At 41.2% G+C, this 19,547-nt stretch carries 16 protein-coding genes; 3 read left to right on the top strand and 13 right to left on the bottom strand.

Annotated features, from left to right (window positions below):
- Positions 1 to 32 precede the first annotated feature (32 nt).
- The gene (locus G457_RS22190; protein WP_026945538.1) at positions 33 to 3,464 is read right to left on the bottom strand and encodes an ATP-binding protein; all 3,432 of its coding nucleotides are present in this window, start codon (positions 3,462 to 3,464) and stop codon (positions 33 to 35) included.
- Positions 3,465 to 3,579: 115 nt separating this feature from the next.
- On the opposite strand from G457_RS22190, the gene sucD reads away from it, so the two are divergent.
- Positions 3,580 to 4,461 carry a succinate--CoA ligase subunit alpha gene (gene sucD, locus G457_RS0105320; protein WP_026945537.1) on the top strand — a complete coding sequence of 294 codons (882 nt, stop codon included), beginning with the start codon at positions 3,580 to 3,582 and terminating at the stop codon, positions 4,459 to 4,461.
- A gap of 141 nt (positions 4,462 to 4,602) precedes the next feature.
- Positions 4,603 to 6,234, top strand: coding sequence for an ABC-F family ATP-binding cassette domain-containing protein (locus G457_RS0105315; protein WP_026945536.1), 1,632 nt, complete (start codon positions 4,603 to 4,605; stop codon positions 6,232 to 6,234).
- Positions 6,235 to 6,299: 65 nt separating this feature from the next.
- On the opposite strand, the gene G457_RS0105310 is transcribed toward G457_RS0105315, so the two are convergent.
- The 9 genes from G457_RS0105310 to G457_RS0105270 all read right to left on the bottom strand — a co-directional run bounded on the left by G457_RS0105310 (position 6,300) and on the right by G457_RS0105270 (position 15,574).
- Positions 6,300 to 7,049 carry an NIPSNAP family protein gene (locus G457_RS0105310; protein WP_026945535.1) on the bottom strand — a complete coding sequence of 250 codons (750 nt, stop codon included), beginning with the start codon at positions 7,047 to 7,049 and terminating at the stop codon, positions 6,300 to 6,302.
- A gap of 227 nt (positions 7,050 to 7,276) precedes the next feature.
- A complete protein-coding gene (locus G457_RS0105305) occupies positions 7,277 to 7,972 on the bottom strand; it encodes a DUF2490 domain-containing protein (protein ID WP_026945534.1) in 696 nt (231 codons plus the stop codon).
- A 48-nt stretch (positions 7,973 to 8,020) separates the two neighbouring features.
- On the bottom strand, positions 8,021 to 8,788 hold the full coding sequence (locus tag G457_RS21085) for a carbonic anhydrase (protein WP_081701379.1): 768 nt from the start codon (positions 8,786 to 8,788) through the stop codon (positions 8,021 to 8,023).
- 90 nt (positions 8,789 to 8,878) lie between these two features.
- A complete protein-coding gene (locus G457_RS0105295) occupies positions 8,879 to 9,166 on the bottom strand; it encodes a hypothetical protein (protein WP_026945533.1) in 288 nt (95 codons plus the stop codon).
- A gap of 125 nt (positions 9,167 to 9,291) precedes the next feature.
- Positions 9,292 to 10,158 (bottom strand): sugar phosphate isomerase/epimerase family protein, encoded by an 867-nt coding sequence (locus tag G457_RS0105290; protein ID WP_026945532.1) that lies wholly within the window; start codon positions 10,156 to 10,158, stop codon positions 9,292 to 9,294.
- A gap of 37 nt (positions 10,159 to 10,195) precedes the next feature.
- Positions 10,196 to 11,899 (bottom strand): GMC oxidoreductase, encoded by a 1,704-nt coding sequence (locus tag G457_RS0105285; RefSeq protein ID WP_026945531.1) that lies wholly within the window; start codon positions 11,897 to 11,899, stop codon positions 10,196 to 10,198.
- Positions 11,900 to 12,692: 793 nt separating this feature from the next.
- Positions 12,693 to 13,997 (bottom strand): sensor histidine kinase, encoded by a 1,305-nt coding sequence (locus tag G457_RS0105280; protein WP_026945530.1) that lies wholly within the window; start codon positions 13,995 to 13,997, stop codon positions 12,693 to 12,695.
- An 89-nt stretch (positions 13,998 to 14,086) separates the two neighbouring features.
- Entirely contained in the window at positions 14,087 to 14,467 is a 381-nt protein-coding gene (locus tag G457_RS0105275; RefSeq protein ID WP_026945529.1) for a VOC family protein, read from the bottom strand.
- Between the two features lie 66 nt (positions 14,468 to 14,533).
- Complete coding sequence (locus tag G457_RS0105270; RefSeq protein ID WP_035483166.1) at positions 14,534 to 15,574, bottom strand: NHL repeat-containing protein; 1,041 nt, start codon at positions 15,572 to 15,574, stop codon at positions 14,534 to 14,536.
- 106 nt (positions 15,575 to 15,680) lie between these two features.
- Here G457_RS0105270 and G457_RS0105265 point away from each other — a divergent pair, with 106 nt between their 5' ends.
- A complete protein-coding gene (locus G457_RS0105265; protein ID WP_026945527.1) occupies positions 15,681 to 16,505 on the top strand; it encodes a sugar phosphate isomerase/epimerase family protein in 825 nt (274 codons plus the stop codon).
- A 146-nt stretch (positions 16,506 to 16,651) separates the two neighbouring features.
- Here G457_RS0105265 and G457_RS0105260 read toward each other — a convergent pair whose 3' ends face one another.
- From G457_RS0105260 to G457_RS0105250, 3 genes are read right to left on the bottom strand one after another with little or no spacing between them, the layout of a single operon-like run.
- Positions 16,652 to 17,947, bottom strand: coding sequence for a TRAP transporter large permease (locus G457_RS0105260; RefSeq protein WP_026945526.1), 1,296 nt, complete (start codon positions 17,945 to 17,947; stop codon positions 16,652 to 16,654).
- 1 nt (position 17,948) lies between these two features.
- Positions 17,949 to 18,437: a TRAP transporter small permease gene (locus tag G457_RS0105255; RefSeq protein WP_026945525.1), complete on the bottom strand. Its 489-nt coding sequence runs from the start codon at positions 18,435 to 18,437 to the stop codon at positions 17,949 to 17,951.
- A 1-nt stretch (position 18,438) separates the two neighbouring features.
- Positions 18,439 to 19,422, bottom strand: coding sequence for a TRAP transporter substrate-binding protein (locus tag G457_RS0105250; RefSeq protein ID WP_026945524.1), 984 nt, complete (start codon positions 19,420 to 19,422; stop codon positions 18,439 to 18,441).
- Between the last annotated feature and the right edge of the window lie 125 nt (positions 19,423 to 19,547).

Here is a 19,547-nt window from a genome sequence, read left to right as displayed (position 1 = left end):
TCAAATTGGATTAGGTGGGAAAAATACAAAATTTATATTTCCGAAAAGGGAATCTGTACGATTACGGTTGTACCCTTCCCTTTTTCACTATCGATTTGGATTTTTCCTTCCAGCATTTTCACTAGACTATGCGTGATCGTCATCCCTAGTCCTGTACCGTCAAATTTGCGCCCATTACCTGTACTTTCCTGCTCAAAAGGATCAAATACCTTTTCCAAAAATTCAGGGGAAATCCCGATACCCTCATCTTTAACCAAAATATTCAACCAATCATCTTCTTGGGAAACATCTACTTGAATCCTTCCCTTCTCAGAATATTTAATCGCATTACCAATTAAATTATTTAGGATAATGGTTGTAAATCGCTGATCAATGAATCCTTGCACCCCAGTCTTAGGGTAATTTTCCTCCAATATGAGCCCCTTTTTTTCGGCCAAAGAAGATAATGGATATACAATCTTCTTTATGAAAGCGATAACATCAGTTTGTTGCTTAACGATTTCAAGTTTTTTGGCCTCAATTTTAGCCATATCCAAAATGGAATTGATGGTAGATAGCAATCGCTCACCACTTTGAAGAATTATTTCCAACTCGGATAAAAGTTTTGGGTCATTTTTCCGAGTCATCATCACATGCTCGGTGCCTCCCAAAATCACATTTAGCGGAGTTCGAATTTCATGACTGACATTCGACAGGAGACTGGTTTTAAATCGATTAGCCTCTTCTGCACGATCTTTGGCCTCCCTAAGTTTATGTTCGATTTCTTTCTCCACCGTCACATCCCTGAAAACTGTAAGTAACAACCTTTTGCCTTCGAATTGGGAGGGGATTTCTTTGGTATAAACTTCATTTTCCATTTTTCCTAAAGGCCAGAAAACCTGACAGCTAAAAGAAAAACCAGGAAGATTATTCGCTTCAAGTTCTTGCATATACGACTTAAAAAAAACAGAATCATTGATGGCGTCATGGAGAACCTGGCCTAGTAAATTTCCCTCTTTCTGAAGAGACCACTTTTCGAAAACAGGGTTGACTGCTACGATTTCCTGACCATCAAGAGTCAATACTAGTGCATCTTTTGAGCTATCCCAGACATTCTTAAACTGCTCTTCGGCACGAATTTTCTCCTTTTCCTTCTTATCAACTGCCGACTCCAATATCCCTAGCTTTCGAAGCTGAGAACTAAATGAATTGACCAAAAACCCAACCCCAATCAGAAAAAGGGAAACCAAAGCCAAAAACCAGAATCTAAAATAAAAGGGTTGGAGAATCCTCATCTCTGCGGTAGAAATAGTCTCGGTCATCCGGTAATTTTCGTAAGATGACTTTATCTCAAATTGATAGTCTCCCGGTGGAAGATTCGGATAGAAAATTTGATTGGATTGTGGATTTTTTAAAATCTTCCAGCTTCCATCAAAACCTAATAACCGATAGTGCACCCAAAGCTCTTTTTCTCGATTAAATCCAATTGCAGAAAAATCTACCTCAAGGCTATTTTCTTCAAATGGTATTTCCACAGTTTTTCCCCAAGTAATGGCACTCGAGCCTGCATTTATGCGATTTATGGAGATTTTAGGTTTTCCTGAGGCGATGAATTTTTCTTCCTGAAAATAAATAGACAGCCCCTCAATGGTTCCGATCATGATTCGTTGATCGTTTCCCTCTATCAAAGCCCCCCGATTGGTCTCATTATTTGGAAGTCCTAGTTTTTCGGTGAAATGAACTAGCGAGTCTTTGTCATATTTGTAAAAGCCATCATCGGTACCAAACCACAATGCGCCTTTGGAATCTTGAAGAATTGAAAAAACAGGTTTTTTTATTGTACGGCCAGCTGGAAAAAATGGAACTACTGATTCTCCTTGGATCATCTTTAGCCCAGACTCAGTCCCTAATAAAATGCCATCAGGCGTTTCTAGGAAATCATATCCCTCTGCGATACATAGTCCAGGTTTTTGGATCAAAGGGTCTGGATTTTCCAATCTCCCTGCCCTCATCACCATCAATTTCCCATCCCGAAGTTTTTTTGCCTTTCGAAGATGATAAAATCCTTTCTCAAAAATCTCATTAATCTGACGTTCTAAGCCATTTTTAAAAAGGGCTTCTCCTCTATCAGTAATCTTTGCAAAAAAAATATTTTTGGAACTCGTAATGATTAAGCTGTCTCCTTCCACCTGAACGGAGGAAATATTATCACCTTCTGGCGCGGGAAAAATCTCAATTTTCCCGGTATTCAGATCGTATCTTCCCAAACCATTGAGCGTAGCCGAAAACCAAACCGAGTTTTTAGAATCAGTAGAAAAATTTACGATTCGACTTGTAGGGATGCCTTCAGGACTAGGATACTCATAAAGAGTTTCAATGCCTGATCTTGAGAATTTTTGAATTCCATTATTGAAACCCAAAAGATATTCTCCCGTCGGCAAAAGCGTAATCGCCGTCACTTCATTTGCTAAGAGACCTGAATAGGATTTGGTGTAGTTTTGAATAGCAAGGTTATTAATATTGGCAAGTCCTCTGCTACTTGCCAGCCAAAGCAAACCTTCTTGATCAATAAGAAAATCCTGAAGCAAAAAAACCCCAAAAATATCTTGCGAATCGATGATCAGTGATCGTGATGCTCCAAGTCTTCTTTTTCTAAGACTTGAATTGAAATGGTAAAAAACACTCCCCGAGTGAAAACTCAATCCATATAAGTCAGTATCATAAGGGTACGGATAAGTAAAATCCCGATCTACAAGTTTTTCTGGTTGATTTTCATAGGGACCACTTGCTAGGTAGCCGTTGCCCAAAAAATAAAACTCTCCAGTTGCTGGGTTTTCCATGACCATAGCAGGAGGAGAGGGAAGCGGTAGACCCTTAAGTGGGTAAGGCTTCCATTCTCCACCACTTAAAACCAAGGGCTCTTTACCAAGAAAATAAAATACGGGTGAGACAGCAGTTCCTCCAAGAAAAGATAACTTGGAGTTGATTTTATCAGGATCAGAAAGCATTGTAAACCTCCCTTCTTCACGAGAATAATTCAGGCCTTCAGAAGTATTTATGACAAATTCCTTATCAATACCTTTCCCTCTGCTTAGAAATTGTATAAAACTAAACTGAGGTGAATTATCTATTTCCGTAAAAAAGACTTCTTCCCAAGTCCCATAACCACCCTTGAAAAATCGCATTTGTCCCCGGTCATTATACAACCACACGCTTCCGTCCTCATCAATATGCAAAGCGATTTGGTAGTCAAATTTGGCATTTAGGCTATCTGGCAAGGAATAAGTTTGAATTCCATCTGAAAAAAAAACGCCTCGAGTGGTGGAAAACCAAATTCTACCCAAGGTGTCCTGCTCCACTTGAAAAATATTTTGCACCGGCAATCTTACACCTTTGGGATTGGTATCATACTGAAAAGACTGCCCCATTCCTGCAAAAGGGAATATTAAAAAGAAAATGAGGTAAATATCAAACAATCGTTTCATGAGCTCTAAGATAGAAAAAGATCAGAATCGTAATTTTGAATGCATATTGTTTTACATTTCTTTTTGTCAGCGGGTGCTTTCTTTTATTTTTGTGCCAAACTTTATCTAAGCAAGCATGAGTGTACTAGTCAATAAAAACTCCAAAGTAATTGTACAGGGATTTACCGGTTCTGAAGGTTCTTTCCACGCCCAGCAAATGATCGAATACGGCACCCAAGTAGTAGGTGGTGTGACTCCAGGTAAAGGAGGTTCCATGCATTTAGGCAAACCGGTATTCAACTCCGTCGAAGAGGCTGTGGCAGAGACTGGTGCAGACACATCCATTATTTTTGTACCACCTGCTTTTGCAGCAGACGCCATCATGGAAGCAGCAGATGCTGGAATCAAGGTAATCATTGCCATCACAGAGGGAATTCCTGTGTCTGACATGATGAAGGCCAAGCCATACATCAAAGAGCGTGGAGCTGTTTTGATCGGTCCAAACTGCCCTGGAGTTATCACACCAGGAGAAGCAAAAGTTGGAATTATGCCGGGTTTTGTATTCAAAAAAGGTAGAATTGGCATCGTATCCAAATCAGGAACCTTGACCTACGAAGCTGCTGACCAAGTAGCAAAAGCTGGTCTTGGTGTATCTACTGCCATCGGAATCGGCGGAGACCCAATCATTGGTACTTCGACCAAGCAGGCTGTAGAAATGCTGATGAATGACCCAGAGACAGACGCTATCGTCATGATCGGTGAGATCGGCGGAAACTACGAAGCTGAAGCGGCTAAGTGGATTCGTGAGACAGGAAATAAAAAGCCAGTCGTAGGATTTATCGCTGGACAGACTGCACCTCCAGGACGTAGAATGGGCCATGCCGGTGCTATCATCGGTGGAGCGGACGATACAGCAGCTGCCAAAATGCGCATCATGAGAGAAAACGGAATTCACGTTGCAGAGTCTCCAGCTGAGATTGGCGCAACCATGGCTAAAGCCCTAGGGGTAAACGCATGATAAATGTATGATGTCCGATGTTTGATTTCGGATGTTTTGAAAGCCGCTTCGATTGATTTCGGGGCGGTTTTTTTATGATTTGACCAAGTCTGATTTTTCAATATTCAAATCACTACCTTTGCGGCATCAATTCATTTACCTATGATCTCAGTAGATAACGTCGCGGTCATTCACAGCGGCAGCACCCTTTTCAGCAATGTTTCTTTTGCCATCAATCCAAATGATAAAATCGCCCTGATGGGTAAAAACGGAGCCGGCAAATCTACTCTATTGAAAATCATAGCCGGGGAGACCAAGCCAAGTTCCGGGGCTGTTTCCGCACCAAAGGACTTCGTCGTCGCATACCTTCCGCAGCACCTCCTTACTTCAGATGACTGCACAGTGGCTGAGGAAACTGCCAAGGCCTTTTCAAGCTATCTTAATATGAAATCTGAAATCGATCGGATCAATGAGGAATTGACTGTGAGAACGGATTATGAATCGGAAGATTATTACAAGCTGATTGAAAAGGTTTCGGACCTCAGCGAGAAATTCTACGCAATCGAAGAAATTAACTATGAGGCAGAGGTGGAAAAAGTATTATTGGGATTAGGATTTGAAAGAGAAGATCTAACCCGATCTACTTCTGAGTTTTCGGGAGGATGGAGAATGCGTATCGAGTTGGCAAAAATCCTACTACAAGATCCAGATCTTATCCTCCTAGACGAACCAACCAACCATTTGGATATTGAGTCCATTCAGTGGTTGGAGGATTTTCTAATGAATAAGGCCAAAGCAGTAGTGGTTATTTCTCACGACCGGGCCTTTGTAGATAATATCACCACCCGAACGATCGAGGTGACTATGGGTAGAATCTATGATTACAAAGCCAAATACTCCCACTATTTGGAGCTGAGAAAAGAAAGAAGGGAGCAACAGCAAAAACACTACGAAGAACAGCAGCGCTTTATCGCTGAGACCACCGAATTTATTGAGCGATTCAAAGGAACTTATTCCAAAACCCTTCAGGTACAGTCTAGGGTAAAAATGCTTGAAAAATTGGAGCTAGTCGAAGTGGATGAGGTAGACACCTCTGCTTTGAAGCTTCGTTTCCCTCCTTCTCCCCGTTCAGGCAAGTATCCTGTGATTGTAGAGGAATTGAGCAAATCCTACGGAGACCATGTGGTTTTTAAAGATGCTTCAATGACGATCGAGCAAGGACAAAAAGTGGCCTTTGTAGGAAAAAATGGAGAAGGAAAATCTACTATGATCAAAGCGATCATGGGAGAGATTGATGTAGAAGGAAAGTGCGAATTAGGTCACAATGCCCTAGTAGGATACTTTGCCCAAAATCAAGCCTCACTTCTGGACGAAAGCCTGACCATTTTCGAAACCATCGATCAAATAGCGGTAGGAGAAATCCGAACCAAAATCAAGGATTTGCTAGGAGCCTTTATGTTTAAGGGAGATGATATCAACAAAAAAGTCAAGGTGCTCTCTGGCGGGGAAAAGACTCGGTTGGCAATGATCAAATTGTTATTGGAACCAGTGAACCTGTTGATTTTGGATGAACCGACGAATCACCTGGATATGCGGACCAAAGATATCATCAAGGATGCATTGAAGGCTTTCGATGGGACGCTTATTGTAGTATCTCACGATCGAGACTTTTTGGATGGCTTGGTGAACAAGGTGTTTGAATTTGGAAACAAAAGAGTAAGAGAGCACTTCGAAGACATCAATGGATTCCTTCGAAACAAAAAAATGGAAAACCTGAAAGAAGTAGAAAGGTAAAAAATGGTAAAGCGTAAGAGGTAAATAGTACAGCATACTATTCACCTCTTACAGTTTAGCGGAAATTATTTCATGGGTGAGAAAGGAAGTGCTTTCAAATAAATCGCATCCACTCGCTCGACGATTTTTCCATTTTCTTCAGAAGCATCCCTTGCTTTAATCCAATCTGGATCTTTTCTGAAATTATCAAATGCTTGGTCAAATTGTCCCCGGTCACGGTGTCCAAGCAAATAAACCAATTTGGGTTGAGACCCATCATTTTCCTCCGTCAAAAAATAGGGATAGTTGATTAGGCCCTGCTTCTCGAATAAAGCTTGGGTATGATTTTTAAAACGCTTTTGAATATCATCAATCTTTCCATCGTAGCAGAAATAAGTTCGCAATTGAAAAACACCGGATTTTTGATTGAAATCACCTTTATTTAGACCAGGTGCTAAAGTCATAAATTGCTCATCTATTTTGGCTACCAAAGGACCATTTTCTCTTGACTTTTCGTAAGCAGCTTTCCAGTCAGGATCATTCAAAAAGCTTTGCCACATTCGATCGCGGGAGGCTTTGTCCGGATATCCAAGGATGTAATAGAGCTTATTTTCATCATTTTCCACCGGTTCAAAATAAGCCACATTCGTCATCCCGGCTTTTTCAAAAAGACCCATCGTATGGTTCTTAAACCGATTGATCAGATCCGGTAACTTCCCCTCATGTGCGGTGTAAATTCTTAGCTCGAAATAGGTGGCGTTTTTTAGAGGCGATTCCTGTGCTAAAACAGGTACTGAAAATAAGAGGAAGAATAGGGTGAGAAGCTTGAGTTTCATCTATTAAATGGGGTTGGTTTTGACAAATCAAAGTAGGGGATTCAATCCATAAAAAAAAGAAGTCTTTTATACCTCTTACACTAATCAATTTGAAATAGTCAAAAGTATCTAGCTTGCTCCAAAAAGAGGTGGAAAATAGTAGTTTCTACAGATGATTTCATCCCATAAAAAGCCCCAAAAATAGAATCTTTTTGGGGCTTCCGCTTCTTCAATTTAACAACACAGGTTTAGAAACTGTGATGAAGACTCAACTGAGTCTGTCCTTTACTCCACTGTGAGGTAGTTTGATTCATCCAACCTGCCTGAAGGCGAAGATTGTCCCGAAGGCCAAACCCCAGCCCTAAATAGGTACGGTTTCGATCGAATCGCTCCACCATGCGCCCATCTCCTATATCAGTCTGTCCATTAATAAATATTTCATTGTAAAGCGCTGCATAAAGTACATTCTTCCTCAACTCCGTTCCGTTGATGGGAACATTGATAAACAAATTGTACCGGTATCGAGTCCTGAAGTCTTGATTTTGAACCCACCGCTGTTCATACCGAAATCGGTGTGTCAAATACACCCGATTACCTAGCTTTTGGGGCAGGAGAGCCTCTTGATAAATTCGGTTTTCAGGAGTAGTAGCATCACCTTCCCCAAATTCGCCGGAGGATATAAAGGCATAACCTAGCGTAAACATCAGATTCGTATTCTGGGGTGTATAAGTGAATCCAGTCCGAAGTAATATTTGTTCCAAGTCTGAACCCATATTCCAATATCGAAACTGATAGTCTCCTTGGATTCCAAATTGACTGTCACCAAATTTCTTATTGAAGAAATACATGTACCAAGCCCCCAATTGACTATCATCCACCTCAGTCTGAGCTCTACTAGAAATAGCCAAGCTCATCACTACACAAATCATCAATAACTTTTTCATATCATCTCTAATGAGCAGCCGGCCAAAAGGCCAGCTGAATCGATAGAATTAGTTGAATTTTGGAAGTGAGGTGATCGTCTCCTCGATGAAATGCACATAGCCAGACTGCAGATTGTATACAGCTCCTACAATCAGGACTTCGCCCCCATCGGACTTTCTACTCAGTACCGGCTCTAATCCTCGCAATAAATTGACCTGCTCAATCACATTTTCTTTGACTGCATAATTGAGAGCCTCTTTTGCCGGTAGGTTTTCTGCTTTGGCACGCAGCGATGCTGGTTTTATCGCATTGATTAGCGTCACGACGTGGCCCGGAGGGTTTGCTGGTAATTTCATAGCTGCATCCACTGCACCACATGACTCATGACCCAATACTACGATCAGCTTGGTTTTCAAGACCTCCACCGCATATTCAATAGTCCCATAGGAAGCCTCAGCCATGACCTGCCCAGCAGTGCGTGTGATAAAAAGATCCCCGACTCCTTGGTCAAAGATGATTTCGTTTGGCACTCTGCTATCGGCACATCCAATGATGACCGCAAAAGGCGACTGTCCGGCTTCATTGCTCTTCAAGTCAGCATCTGTTTGTCTTGGCCTAATGCTCTTATCTTCAGCAAAACGCCTATTCCCATAGATCAATTTTTTTAAACCATAATAGGGATCCAGGTAGGCGCTGTCGCGATCTGCAAAATATTGCCCCGCTTCAAGTCCTAAACCTTTTTGGACCGTGGATGAAAGCTCCTGTCCATTTACCAGGGGAATGATTGCCGAATAGAATATGATAATTAGAAATAAACTTTTAAATAGATTTTTCATTTTGAAAATATTAATTAGTTGATTTAGGAAAACGCAAAACCTCCCAATGCCTTAAATCAGGTATTGGTACGTTTCAAAAAAGAGATGAAATCAAACTAATTCAGGAGGGAAATCTATGGTTATTCTTGCACCATCAGGAATTGAAAAAATCACATTTGTGGAAGTTGATAGCTCCACACAAAAGGCTCTAAAAAGCTCGTTACTGGAGAAATCGGAGTAGAAATTTGATTTCTCTTTAGAATCTTTTTTTTCCTCTTCACCATCCAAGTTTTCCACTAGTTCAATAGAAAAGATGCTGTTTTCAGCATCTGAAACACTAATGGAACTCGTCAAAACGGGAATCAAAATCAGAAAAGAAAAGAAAAGAGCTAAACGCATATTTTTTATTCGAATAATAAAGAACCTTTATGTATTGAAAAAGTTTTTGACAATCATAATTATTTTGAATCCAACAAAAAAGCCACTTCTCTGGAAGTGGCTTTTGAATAAGTTGCTTTTGGATTCTAATACCTCAAGCTTTTGAGATAAGCAATGCTTTTGGGTAGTGCTTCAAGCTCATGATCGCTTTCATCCTCGATAAACATGTGCTTGATTCCGATTTTGTTTGCCTCTCGAAGGATACTCGGAAAATCCAACTCCCCCTCACCCAAAGGAACATCATTTTCAGGACCGGTCAAACCAGTCATATCTTTGGGAGCATCATTCCGGAAGTCTTTCAAGTGCAAGGATACCCAACGCTTCCCATACTTTTTGAGCAAAGAAGCTGGGTCCGCTCCACCAAAATGAGTCCACATCACGTCCATCTGAAGCGCTACGTATTCAGGATTGGTATTCTTCACTAAATAGTCGAAGAGCGTTTCTCCTTCATAAGGCTGAAATTCATAGCCATGAACATGATATTTGAAGATCAATCCATTTTCCTTCAATATCTTTCCTCCCTTATTGAAAGCTTCAATAGCCCGATCAGCATCCTCTTTAGAAAATTGTCCTCGCTGATGGGGAATCCAGGCGCACATTACATATTTCACACCTAAGGCTTTGGCTCGGTCAGCTACTGCCTGAGGATCCGACTCCAATTGTTCAAAACCAGTGCCTGTAGAGGGAATGGAAATCCCTCGCGAGTTCAACATTGCTTTAAATTCATCGGGGCTAACTCCATTGGGAACACCTCCCTCATATTGTTTGAAGCCCATCTCCTGAATAATATCCAGGGTCTCCGAAACTCCATTTTCCCATTGGTTGCGAAAGGTGTAAGCCGCAATTCCAAGTGGGACCTGAAACATAAGATCTCCCTTTTTTTGGGCTAAAGATTCCTTTGGCAAAGTTGTCATACCGCCTAAAAGACAAAGTACCAAAAGTAGATTTTTCATTTGCTGGGGGTTAAGGGTTTAAAGGAAGTACATCTTCTTACAAATTCTGTTTCTTTAGCTCCTCTACGGCGTAATTCGCTGCTCTAGCCGTCAAGGTCATAAACATGAGTGTCGGATTCTGTGTACTGGTACTAGTCATACAAGCTCCATCTGTCACAAATACATTGGGACAGGTATGAAGCTGATTGAATTCATTTAGAAGGGATGTTTTGGGATCTCTCCCCATTCTTACTCCACCCATTTCATGAATATCAGATCCAGGAGGAGCTTTGGTATCGGTCACATTGATATTTTTGAAACCCATGCGCTCATACATCTCAGACTGCTGCTCGAGAAAATCCTGAGTCATTTTATCATCATTTTCGGTCCACTCGACTGACATGATGATTCTTGGAATTCCATACTTATCGGTTTCAGCTTCGCTCAATCTCATATGATTAGACTCAATCGGAATGACTTCTCCCTGCATCCAAGCTGCCATGGTCCAAACACCATATTGTCTGTTGAGAAGATTATCTCTCAACTGATGACCTATGCCTGAAGTGTCGGCATCTACCCTTCTTCCTCCTGCCATTCCTATTGCATAGCCGCGGAGGAAATCAGTGTCTTGCCTGAAGACATTGCGAAACCTAGGTACATAGGCATGGCCGGGATGCCTTCCCTCAGTAGCTTGATCAAAAAACCCTTCGAAAGAGGCATTTCCTTTACCCCTATAATTATGACAAGCCATAAACTTACCCATCAATCCATTATCATTTCCAAGTCCATTTGGAAAACGGCTTGATTTAGAGTTTAGCAGGATAGCATTAGAGTTAATGGTAGAAGCGTTGACAAATATTATTTTGGAATAAAATTCCGTAGCCTCCTTAGTATGTCGGTCTATTATCCGAACACCGATTGCTCGTCCCTTTTCCTCATCATAAATAATCGACTCAACAACAGAGTCAGGACGAATAGTCAAATTTCCAGTCTTTTCTGCCCAAGGCAAAGTGGATGCATTTGCTGAAAAATAGCCCCCATAGATGCAGCCTCGATTACACATATTCTGATGCTGGCACTTGTTTCTCCCTTGCTGTTTGTGTATTTCCTGCGGGTCGGTCAGGTGTGCACATCTTCCTTGGATCAAATGCCGATCACCATAAATGCTTTTCAGCTGCTCGCTGTAATATTTTTCGATACAACTTAATTCAAAACCTGGCTGAACAATCTGATCAGGAAGCTCCGGCAGACCATCCTTCGAGCCACAAAAACCTACGAAACGCTCCACATGATTGTACCAAGGCTCCAGGTCTTTGTATCGAATAGGCCAATCAACCGCATAGCCATCCCTTGCAGGACCTTCTAGATCATAGTCAGACCAGCGCTGAGTCCCTCTAGCCCAAAGCAAGGATTTCCCCCCTACATGATATCCCCTAAACCAACGAAAAGGCTTCTCTTCAATGATTGGTTGTTCATCTTCTGCCAGAGCCCAATGCATCGTCTCCTCTCTTCCCCACCGTGCTGCACCTATCCCGGATCTTTTTTCTATGGGCACTGTACCTCTAAATTCAAATTCCCATGGTGCCTTAGATGCTGTAGGATAATCTTCAATATGCCTGACCATTCGTCCTCTTTCCAGAACCAAGGTCTTTAATCCATTTTCGCAAAGTTCCTTCGCTGCCCAGCCACCGCTGGCACCAGAGCCAATTACGATTGCATCATAGGTTGTTTCGGGCTTTGCTTTTGTATTCAGATTTGCCATTTTCAGCGGATTGATAAGGATTGATAAATAACCAAAATTCAAAACATTATACTATCAATAAACCGCAAAAGGTAAAAAAATCCTGACAAACGGGTTTAGACAGAAAGAATAAAAAAAGCGGAAAGCAACCTTTGAAGTCACTCTCCGCTTCACAGTCAATTACCGTAGTACTTGACTGCGTCAAGATAAGTATTAGACGAAGTCTATTTGCTTAGAGCTTCTATCTCAGTTATCCAATGGACAGCCACTTCTACAGACAAACCTTGCGGTCTTTTAACCTAGCCATTTCAATTTTCCGAAAAAAACCGATAGGCTCTGTAAGTCCTTGATGCAGCAAATTGACATTGCTGTCAACCTCGCAGGTCGCCTAACTTTCGCAAGGCTTTGTGAATCATTAAAGTCAGATTAATCCAACTAACCTAGACTCCCCTAAACAACTTTAGATTGCTCTTCATTGTGACCCTTGATGGCCAATAGGTGAATGGAGTCAAGCCTCTGTGCTAGGCACTGGGCTGTGGTCTTTGATCACTACCGCGAACTTGCAAGTTTACTTCCAAAGAAGCATTCCAACAAGATCCAAATTTCAAACTGATATTTAGGACTTAATCCTAATATTTTACCTTCTTGATGAAATAAAGTTGTTAATTATTTCACTAAATGGCAAATATTCAGAATAATATTTTTTAACAATTTATCCCCCAAAAAGACATGAATTATAAACAACTTACACACAAAATTTCAGCTGTTTTCCACAATATTCAGCTTTCAAAAAATACAGGTGATTATTGATGATTTATGAGGACAAGTCCTTCTCCAAAAAGAATATATTTCCAGCATCACTATCCACTTCAAAACCCAGGCTCAGCTCAAGTTGATCGGCTATTTTCTTACATAGAGGCAAACCAAGACCAGTTCCTTTTTCTGAGCGTGTACCAAGAGAACTTTTTACCTTAAATTCAAAAATATCTCCATGAAGATTTTCGGGAATAGGGTGTCCAGGGTTAAAAATCCTCCATTCAATCTTCTCCTTGCTGACTTGGGCTTTGACCTCAATATTTTCACCGGTCGGAGTAAATTTAACTGCATTATCCAATAGGTTTTTCAAAATAATCTTGACTTCATTCACCTCTAAATCACAGACCAAATTCTCCCCTAGTTTTTGAAGAACTATCTGCTGCCCTTTTCGATGAGCAGGCACTCTCATTGCATCGACGATCTCTTCTGTGAGCTCATGGACATTTATGGGACTCTTTTGAGCCTTTGTACCATCCATTTCGGCCATTACCCAGCCCAACGTATTATTTAAAATCCGATTGAGATGCACCGATTGGTTTTTCAAATCTCCCAAAATCAAATTGACTTCGTCCTGATCAAAAAGTCCTTGATCCACCATTTCTAGTGTAGACTGAAGTACTGCAACAGGACTTTTCAAGTCATGGGAAAGTAAAGCCAATAGTTGATTTTTCTTAAGATTCAAGTCCTCGAGTTTCTTAAGAGCTTCATCTTTTTCCTTCTGAACCTTCAAAAGAGCAGCATTTTGAATGCTGTAATTCTTTAAGAGCACGTAGATACCGAGAAAAATAAATAATCCACACCAAAGAATAGTGATCCAATGGTCCCAAAATAAATTTTCAAGACTTGAATATTGAGAATCAACCAGATACCAACCGCTTATCTCTCCATAAAAAAGTAGACTGTACAAAAGAAAAGTAAATCCAAGCCAAAAAAACCGCTGCCAACCTCGGATCAAAATTGCCGTAACAGCAGAAAAAATAAAAATAGTATACAAGGTAGGACCACGAAATCCTTCATTATTTGGATAGTTTATTGACGCAATTAGTAGCCCAAGCAGAAGCATCGCCTGAATAATCTGCTGATGCCAACCCCATCTCCGCATAGCCCAATACCCTGTCAAAAAAGGTATGGCAAATGAGAGCTTGATAATGATAATGAAACTGGAAAGACCTATAAAAAAATCACTGAAACCTAAAACAATCATTAAGACCCCTGCCAACAAAGCAAATATTTCTGCAGACTTGTCTTGTAGCTTGACTAGATCACCTTTTACCCCCTCCGAATCAAAAAAACCAAATCGCACTTACTTATTTTTTTTCAGAAAATAAAACTAACAAGAAAAATAGATTTTCAAACTATTGAAATATTATTCATCGTTATTGTTTGATTATTTTATCGTTTGGAATGAAATGCAACCCGGTTTCCTTCAGAATCAATGATTACTCCCATATAGCCTATATCAGGAGCAATCATCCTTTTTGGGATCTCCACCTTTCCTCCAGCAGCCTCCACTCTGGAAAGCTCCACCGCACAATCATCCACACCAAAATAAACCAAAACTCCAGCTTTTGGACTTATTTCATAAAACTCCTGGTGATAAACTAGACTTCCTGATGCTCCACCTTTTTCAGGATCGAATGGAAACCAAGCCATTTGAAAACCATCAAGCACCTGCTTGGATAATTCACACTCAAAAACCTTCTGATAAAAATTAATCGCCCTATCCATACCCTGAACAGGTATTTCAAACCACTGAACGCTGACCGATTTCATAATTGAAAGATTTAATTTTTGAATTGAGCTAACCAATCAGGTTAACAAAGCTTATATAGACACTACCTACACCCTAGTCAATTTGATTGGATAGGTTTTTCCTGCATTCCATTGGCAGACGTATATATTTTCATCCTGATCAATACATACATCGTGGCAATGCTTAAATACAGGCTCCGCTTGCTTCATTAATTGAAGTTCACCGTCCCGATATTCAGGCTCTGATCCTCCTGGATTCGAAACCACCCTATTATCCTTATCCAAAATAGTTACAAAGCCAGAGTCAGGCGTTTGCTCCAAGTATCTGAGCCTAGACCAACAAACTCCAGCATATAAATTTTCGCCATGAATTACCGGTCTACAGACAAAAGCGCCCGGTAAAAATATGGTCTCCATATATTCTCCATTAAGGCTGAACCGCTTAAATGAATTATGACCTCTAGAAGTACAGATCAAAGTCGGGCTTTTACCATTTCGCTGGTCTACAGCAATTCCATGAGCAGTACTGAATTGATGGTCTTCGGATCCAGGACCTCCAAACTTTCTGATAAAATTTCCATCCGAATCATAATGAAGAAAGTACTGCGATCCATATCCATCAGCTACATACAAATGCCCGTTGGGCGCAATGGCCGTTTCAGTTGGAGTCCAACGCATTTCACTTTCATAAATCCCTTCCTTTCTTGGGTCTACCAGTTCTGATACTACCGTCCCATTCAGCGTAGCTTTAATTACCCTTCCTCCATTATCAGAGATCCACAGATATTCAGCATCTCCTTCATCGATAAGCGTCAAGCCATGTGCAGCCTGTAGACCTAGAGTCCAAGTATCCAAAAGCTTACCGGATTGATCATAAACAATGACATTATTCTTGGGCTCGTCTGTCATAAGAATCATTCGCCCCTTTCGATCCATCACCATCTCATGACAATTGACAACCGGAAACTTATCTGGATCAAGATTCCCCCATTTGAGGTCAATCTTGTAGCGAAAATCGCCATGTCCAAGAATTTTATCTTTTGATTGAAATAATGAAAGATCAGGTCGAATAGTCATAGACAAGCCTAAAAGCGAGGAGTTTTGAATAAATTTTCTTCTGGATATCATAATTTTACCTAACAATTTATAGCTAATTAATGAAAAATCAGCATTTTGAGGATTATGAAATTAATTTTTCTAAAATTTACTATTTCTCAATAAACTAAACCCGAAAATGAAACTCAAAAGCCTATTACTCTCACTTCTACTTGCAGTTCCGGCCTTGTCATTTGCTCAGGAAATCGGCATTCAGACTTACTCTCTCCGCAATCAATTACCCAATGATCCTGAGAAATACTATAGAATGATTGCGGACTGGGGCATACATGCAATTGAAGGTGGGGGAATGTATGGGATGTCTCAGGAGAAATATGATCAGGTTTTCCAAGAAAACAATCTCCGAATAATTGGAGTAGGCGCAGATTATAATCAATTGCTTCGAGATCCCGCGCCAATCATTGCTGAAGCCAAAAAACACGGTGCTAAATATGCTACTTGTTATTGGATTCCTCACCAAGAGGGACCTATTTCTCTGGATGAAATAAAAGTTGCTACAGCCCTCTTCAATGAAGTGGGCAAAACATTTAAGGAAGAAGGAATCACGCTACTTTACCATCCTCATGGCTATGAATTCTCGCCTGCCGGCAAAGGCGTCGTATTAGACTGGATGCTGGATAATGCAGAAAATTTTGCTTTCAATATGGATATTTATTGGGTAAAAATGGGCGGGGGAGATCCTCTAAAAATCATGAAAAAACATAAGGGAAAATTCCCAATGCTTCACCTAAAGGACCGACAAATTGGAACTCCCAATAGCATGGATGGCCGCGCGGATGTTGAGACGAATGTTGTCCTAGGTACCGGAGATGTAGGTCTTGCAAAAATCATCAAAGAAGCACAAAAGCAAGGAACAGAATACTTGGTCATAGAAGATGAAAGTAGCCGCTCTGTGGAGCAGATCCCTCAATCAGTTGCTTTTATTCAAAGTATCTTGAAGTAATTTAATTCGAAGCTAGCAATGGTACCAATAACCTAAGTGCTTTTGCTTTTCTGCCTGGATGACCGATGACCGATGAAGATAAAATTTGAAACCTGATATTACCTAAAGTCAGTTCTACTATCACCAAGAAAAATAAGCTCCTTACTTTATAGACCAAAAAGTGAAGGCAACCAAAGACTAATTTGCGGAAACAGCATGATTAAAATCAAGGCCAGCACCATCGCCAAAAAGAAAGGTAGAAGGGGTTTGATTACTTTTTCGATACTGGTCTGAGCGATCCCCACTCCGATAAAGAGAATAGAACCTACCGGAGGTGTACATAATCCTATGCAAAGGTTGAGCACCATCATGATCCCAAAATGAACTGGATCTACTCCCAACTCCGTCACCACCGGAAGGAATATGGGGGTAAAAATCAATACTGCCGGAGTCATATCCATAAATATCCCGACAAAGAGTAAAATCAGGTTAATCAGGATCAAAATTACAATAATATTATCACTCAAGGAAAGTAGCGAATTGGCGATTTGCTGTGGGATTTCCTCCGCTGACATGACCCAAGACATCGCCATGGAAGTAGCTATCAGGAGCATGACCACTGCGGTGGTCTCCGCTGACTTGAGCAAAACACTAGGCAGGTCAGAAACTTTCAATTCTCTGTAAATCATCGACAAACCCAAAGCATAAAGCACTGCGATTGCTGAAGCTTCAGTAGCAGTGAAGACACCGGCTACTATCCCACCAATGACCACCACCAAGAGCAATAAACTCGGAATAGCTTTCCAAAAAGTAGAAAGTAAATGCTTAAAACTTGAAGACTCACCAGCTGGTAGCTTTTTGATTTTGACCATGACAGCCCCAGTAATCATCAGCATCAAGCCTACCAATAAACCGGGTAAGTAACCCGCTACAAATAGCGCTGCTACCGATACACCTCCAGAAGCTAAAGAATAGACAATCAGTACGTTAGACGGAGGAATGATTAAGCCTGTGGTGGAACTCGTGATATTGACAGCAGCTCCCAATTCCTTTGGATAGCCCTCATTTTCCATTCGCTTTCCTAAGATTCCTCCCATCGAGGAAGCTGCCGCCACGGCCGAACCTGCGATTGCTCCCATGAGCATGGCCGCAATTACATTCACATGAAGCAGACCACCGGGTAATTTCCCAGTCATTGCTTTGGCAAATTCAATCAAGCGATTGGCAATTCCTCCTCGGTTCATCAACTCCCCAGCCAATATAAAAAAGGGAATTGCAAGCAGAGAAAAGCTATCCAACCCTGTCCCCATTCGCTGTGCTATAGTCGTAGCCGCAGGCATTGCTGAGACAGTTACCAGCAATGTCAGCAGACTTGAAAGCCCCAAACTCCAGGCTACGGGAACACCGATACCCAAAAAGAACAAAAAGGAAAAGACTAAAACTAAAATACTCAAAGTCTCCATATCAGTCTGCTTTGGGGTTAGATAATAAATATTGAATAGCCAAAGCCTGATAGTACATTACCAAAAGCCCGCTGAAAGGAATGATCATATAGACATAGGCTAAGGAAATCTTCAAGGCTGCAGATGTTTGACCCAAGGTGAAGGTGATGTAGACCAAATTGATCCCTCCGATCACCATAGCTGCTAATGCAAAAATCAAAACCAGAAAATGAATTAAAACCTTGGTCTTTCTTCGATTCTCCTCATTCATCTTGTTCATCAGAATATCTATCGCCAAATGCTTATCCTTACCCGCCACATAAGCAGCCCCGAGCATACCCACCCAAATGAGCATATACCGGGCTAGTTCATCCGTAAAAGAACTCGGATTTTGGAAAACATAACGAGACGCTACCTGCCAGCTCACATTAATAACCATCAAAGCCATCAACAAGACCAAGGCATGAGCAATGACAGAGTCAATTCGGTTTTTCAGTCGGGATCCCTGCATGCTATTGGATTTTTTGGATCTCTTGAATGATTTGATAGATTTCAGGCTCATCCGTTTTCAAAGCCTCATACATAGGTTGAACCGCTTGACGGAAAGGCTCCTTATCTGGATAAGAAATGACCACACCGGCTTTTTCGAGTTCTTCCAAGGATTTTTGAGTAGATGCCTCCCAAAGCTCGTATTGGTAAAGAGCAGATTCATCAGCTGCCTCTTGAAGCCATTGCTGTTCTTGCTGATTGAGACTATTCCAAACCTTCGTACTGACGATGACTACATCAGGCAAAGCGGTGTGTTCATTCATGCTGTAATACCCACAAACTTCATAGTGCTTTGATGTATATAGACTGGGCGGATTATTTTCTGCACCATCCACTATCCCCTGCTGAAGAGCGGTGTAGAGTTCACCGTAGGCAACGGGCGTTGGAGACCCTCCCATAGCTCGCACCATATTGGTGGCCATGTTGGACTCCATCACTCTCACTTTTAGTCCTTTCAGATCTTCCGGTTTCTCAATGGGCTTATCTTTGGAATAAAAACTACGCTTGCCTGCATCGTAAAAGCAAAGGCCCCGTAACCAATATTTTTCAGCCCCTAAAAGAAGGCTTTTTCCGATATCACCTCTTAAAACCTTGGTCAAATGCTCATCATCCCTAAAAAGAAAAGGCACTCCTAATACCTGCATCATGGGTGCAAAACCCTCCAAAGCTGCCGATGACACCTTGGTCATGCCTAAACTGCCTATTTGCAATAGCTCAACCAGCTCCCTTTCTGTGCCAAGCTGCTGATTGGGATACACTTTGATTTTGAGTCTGCCATTTGATTTCTCTTCTACCCTTTTGGACAAAAAAAGCATCGCCTCGTGTACAGGATGGGAAGTCACCAAAGCATGCCCCATCTTGATCACCCGAACATTGGAAGGTCCTGAGCAAGAAAGCGTCAATGAGCAGGTAAAAAGGAATAAAGCAATTATTTTTTTGTACTGCATGAGTCATTTTGGGTTCTCAACAATAATACACTTTTTGACAGACTATTGATAAAGGAATTACGGAAACGATTTTCTGACTTTATCAAAAGCCCAAGCCATTTTACCACTGAATCGCCAAATAGAAA

This window comes from Algoriphagus marincola DSM 16067 (assembly GCF_000429405.1).
Classification (GTDB): Bacteria; Bacteroidota; Bacteroidia; order Cytophagales; family Cyclobacteriaceae; genus Algoriphagus; species Algoriphagus marincola.
This window is presented reverse-complemented; position numbering and strand designations above follow the sequence as displayed.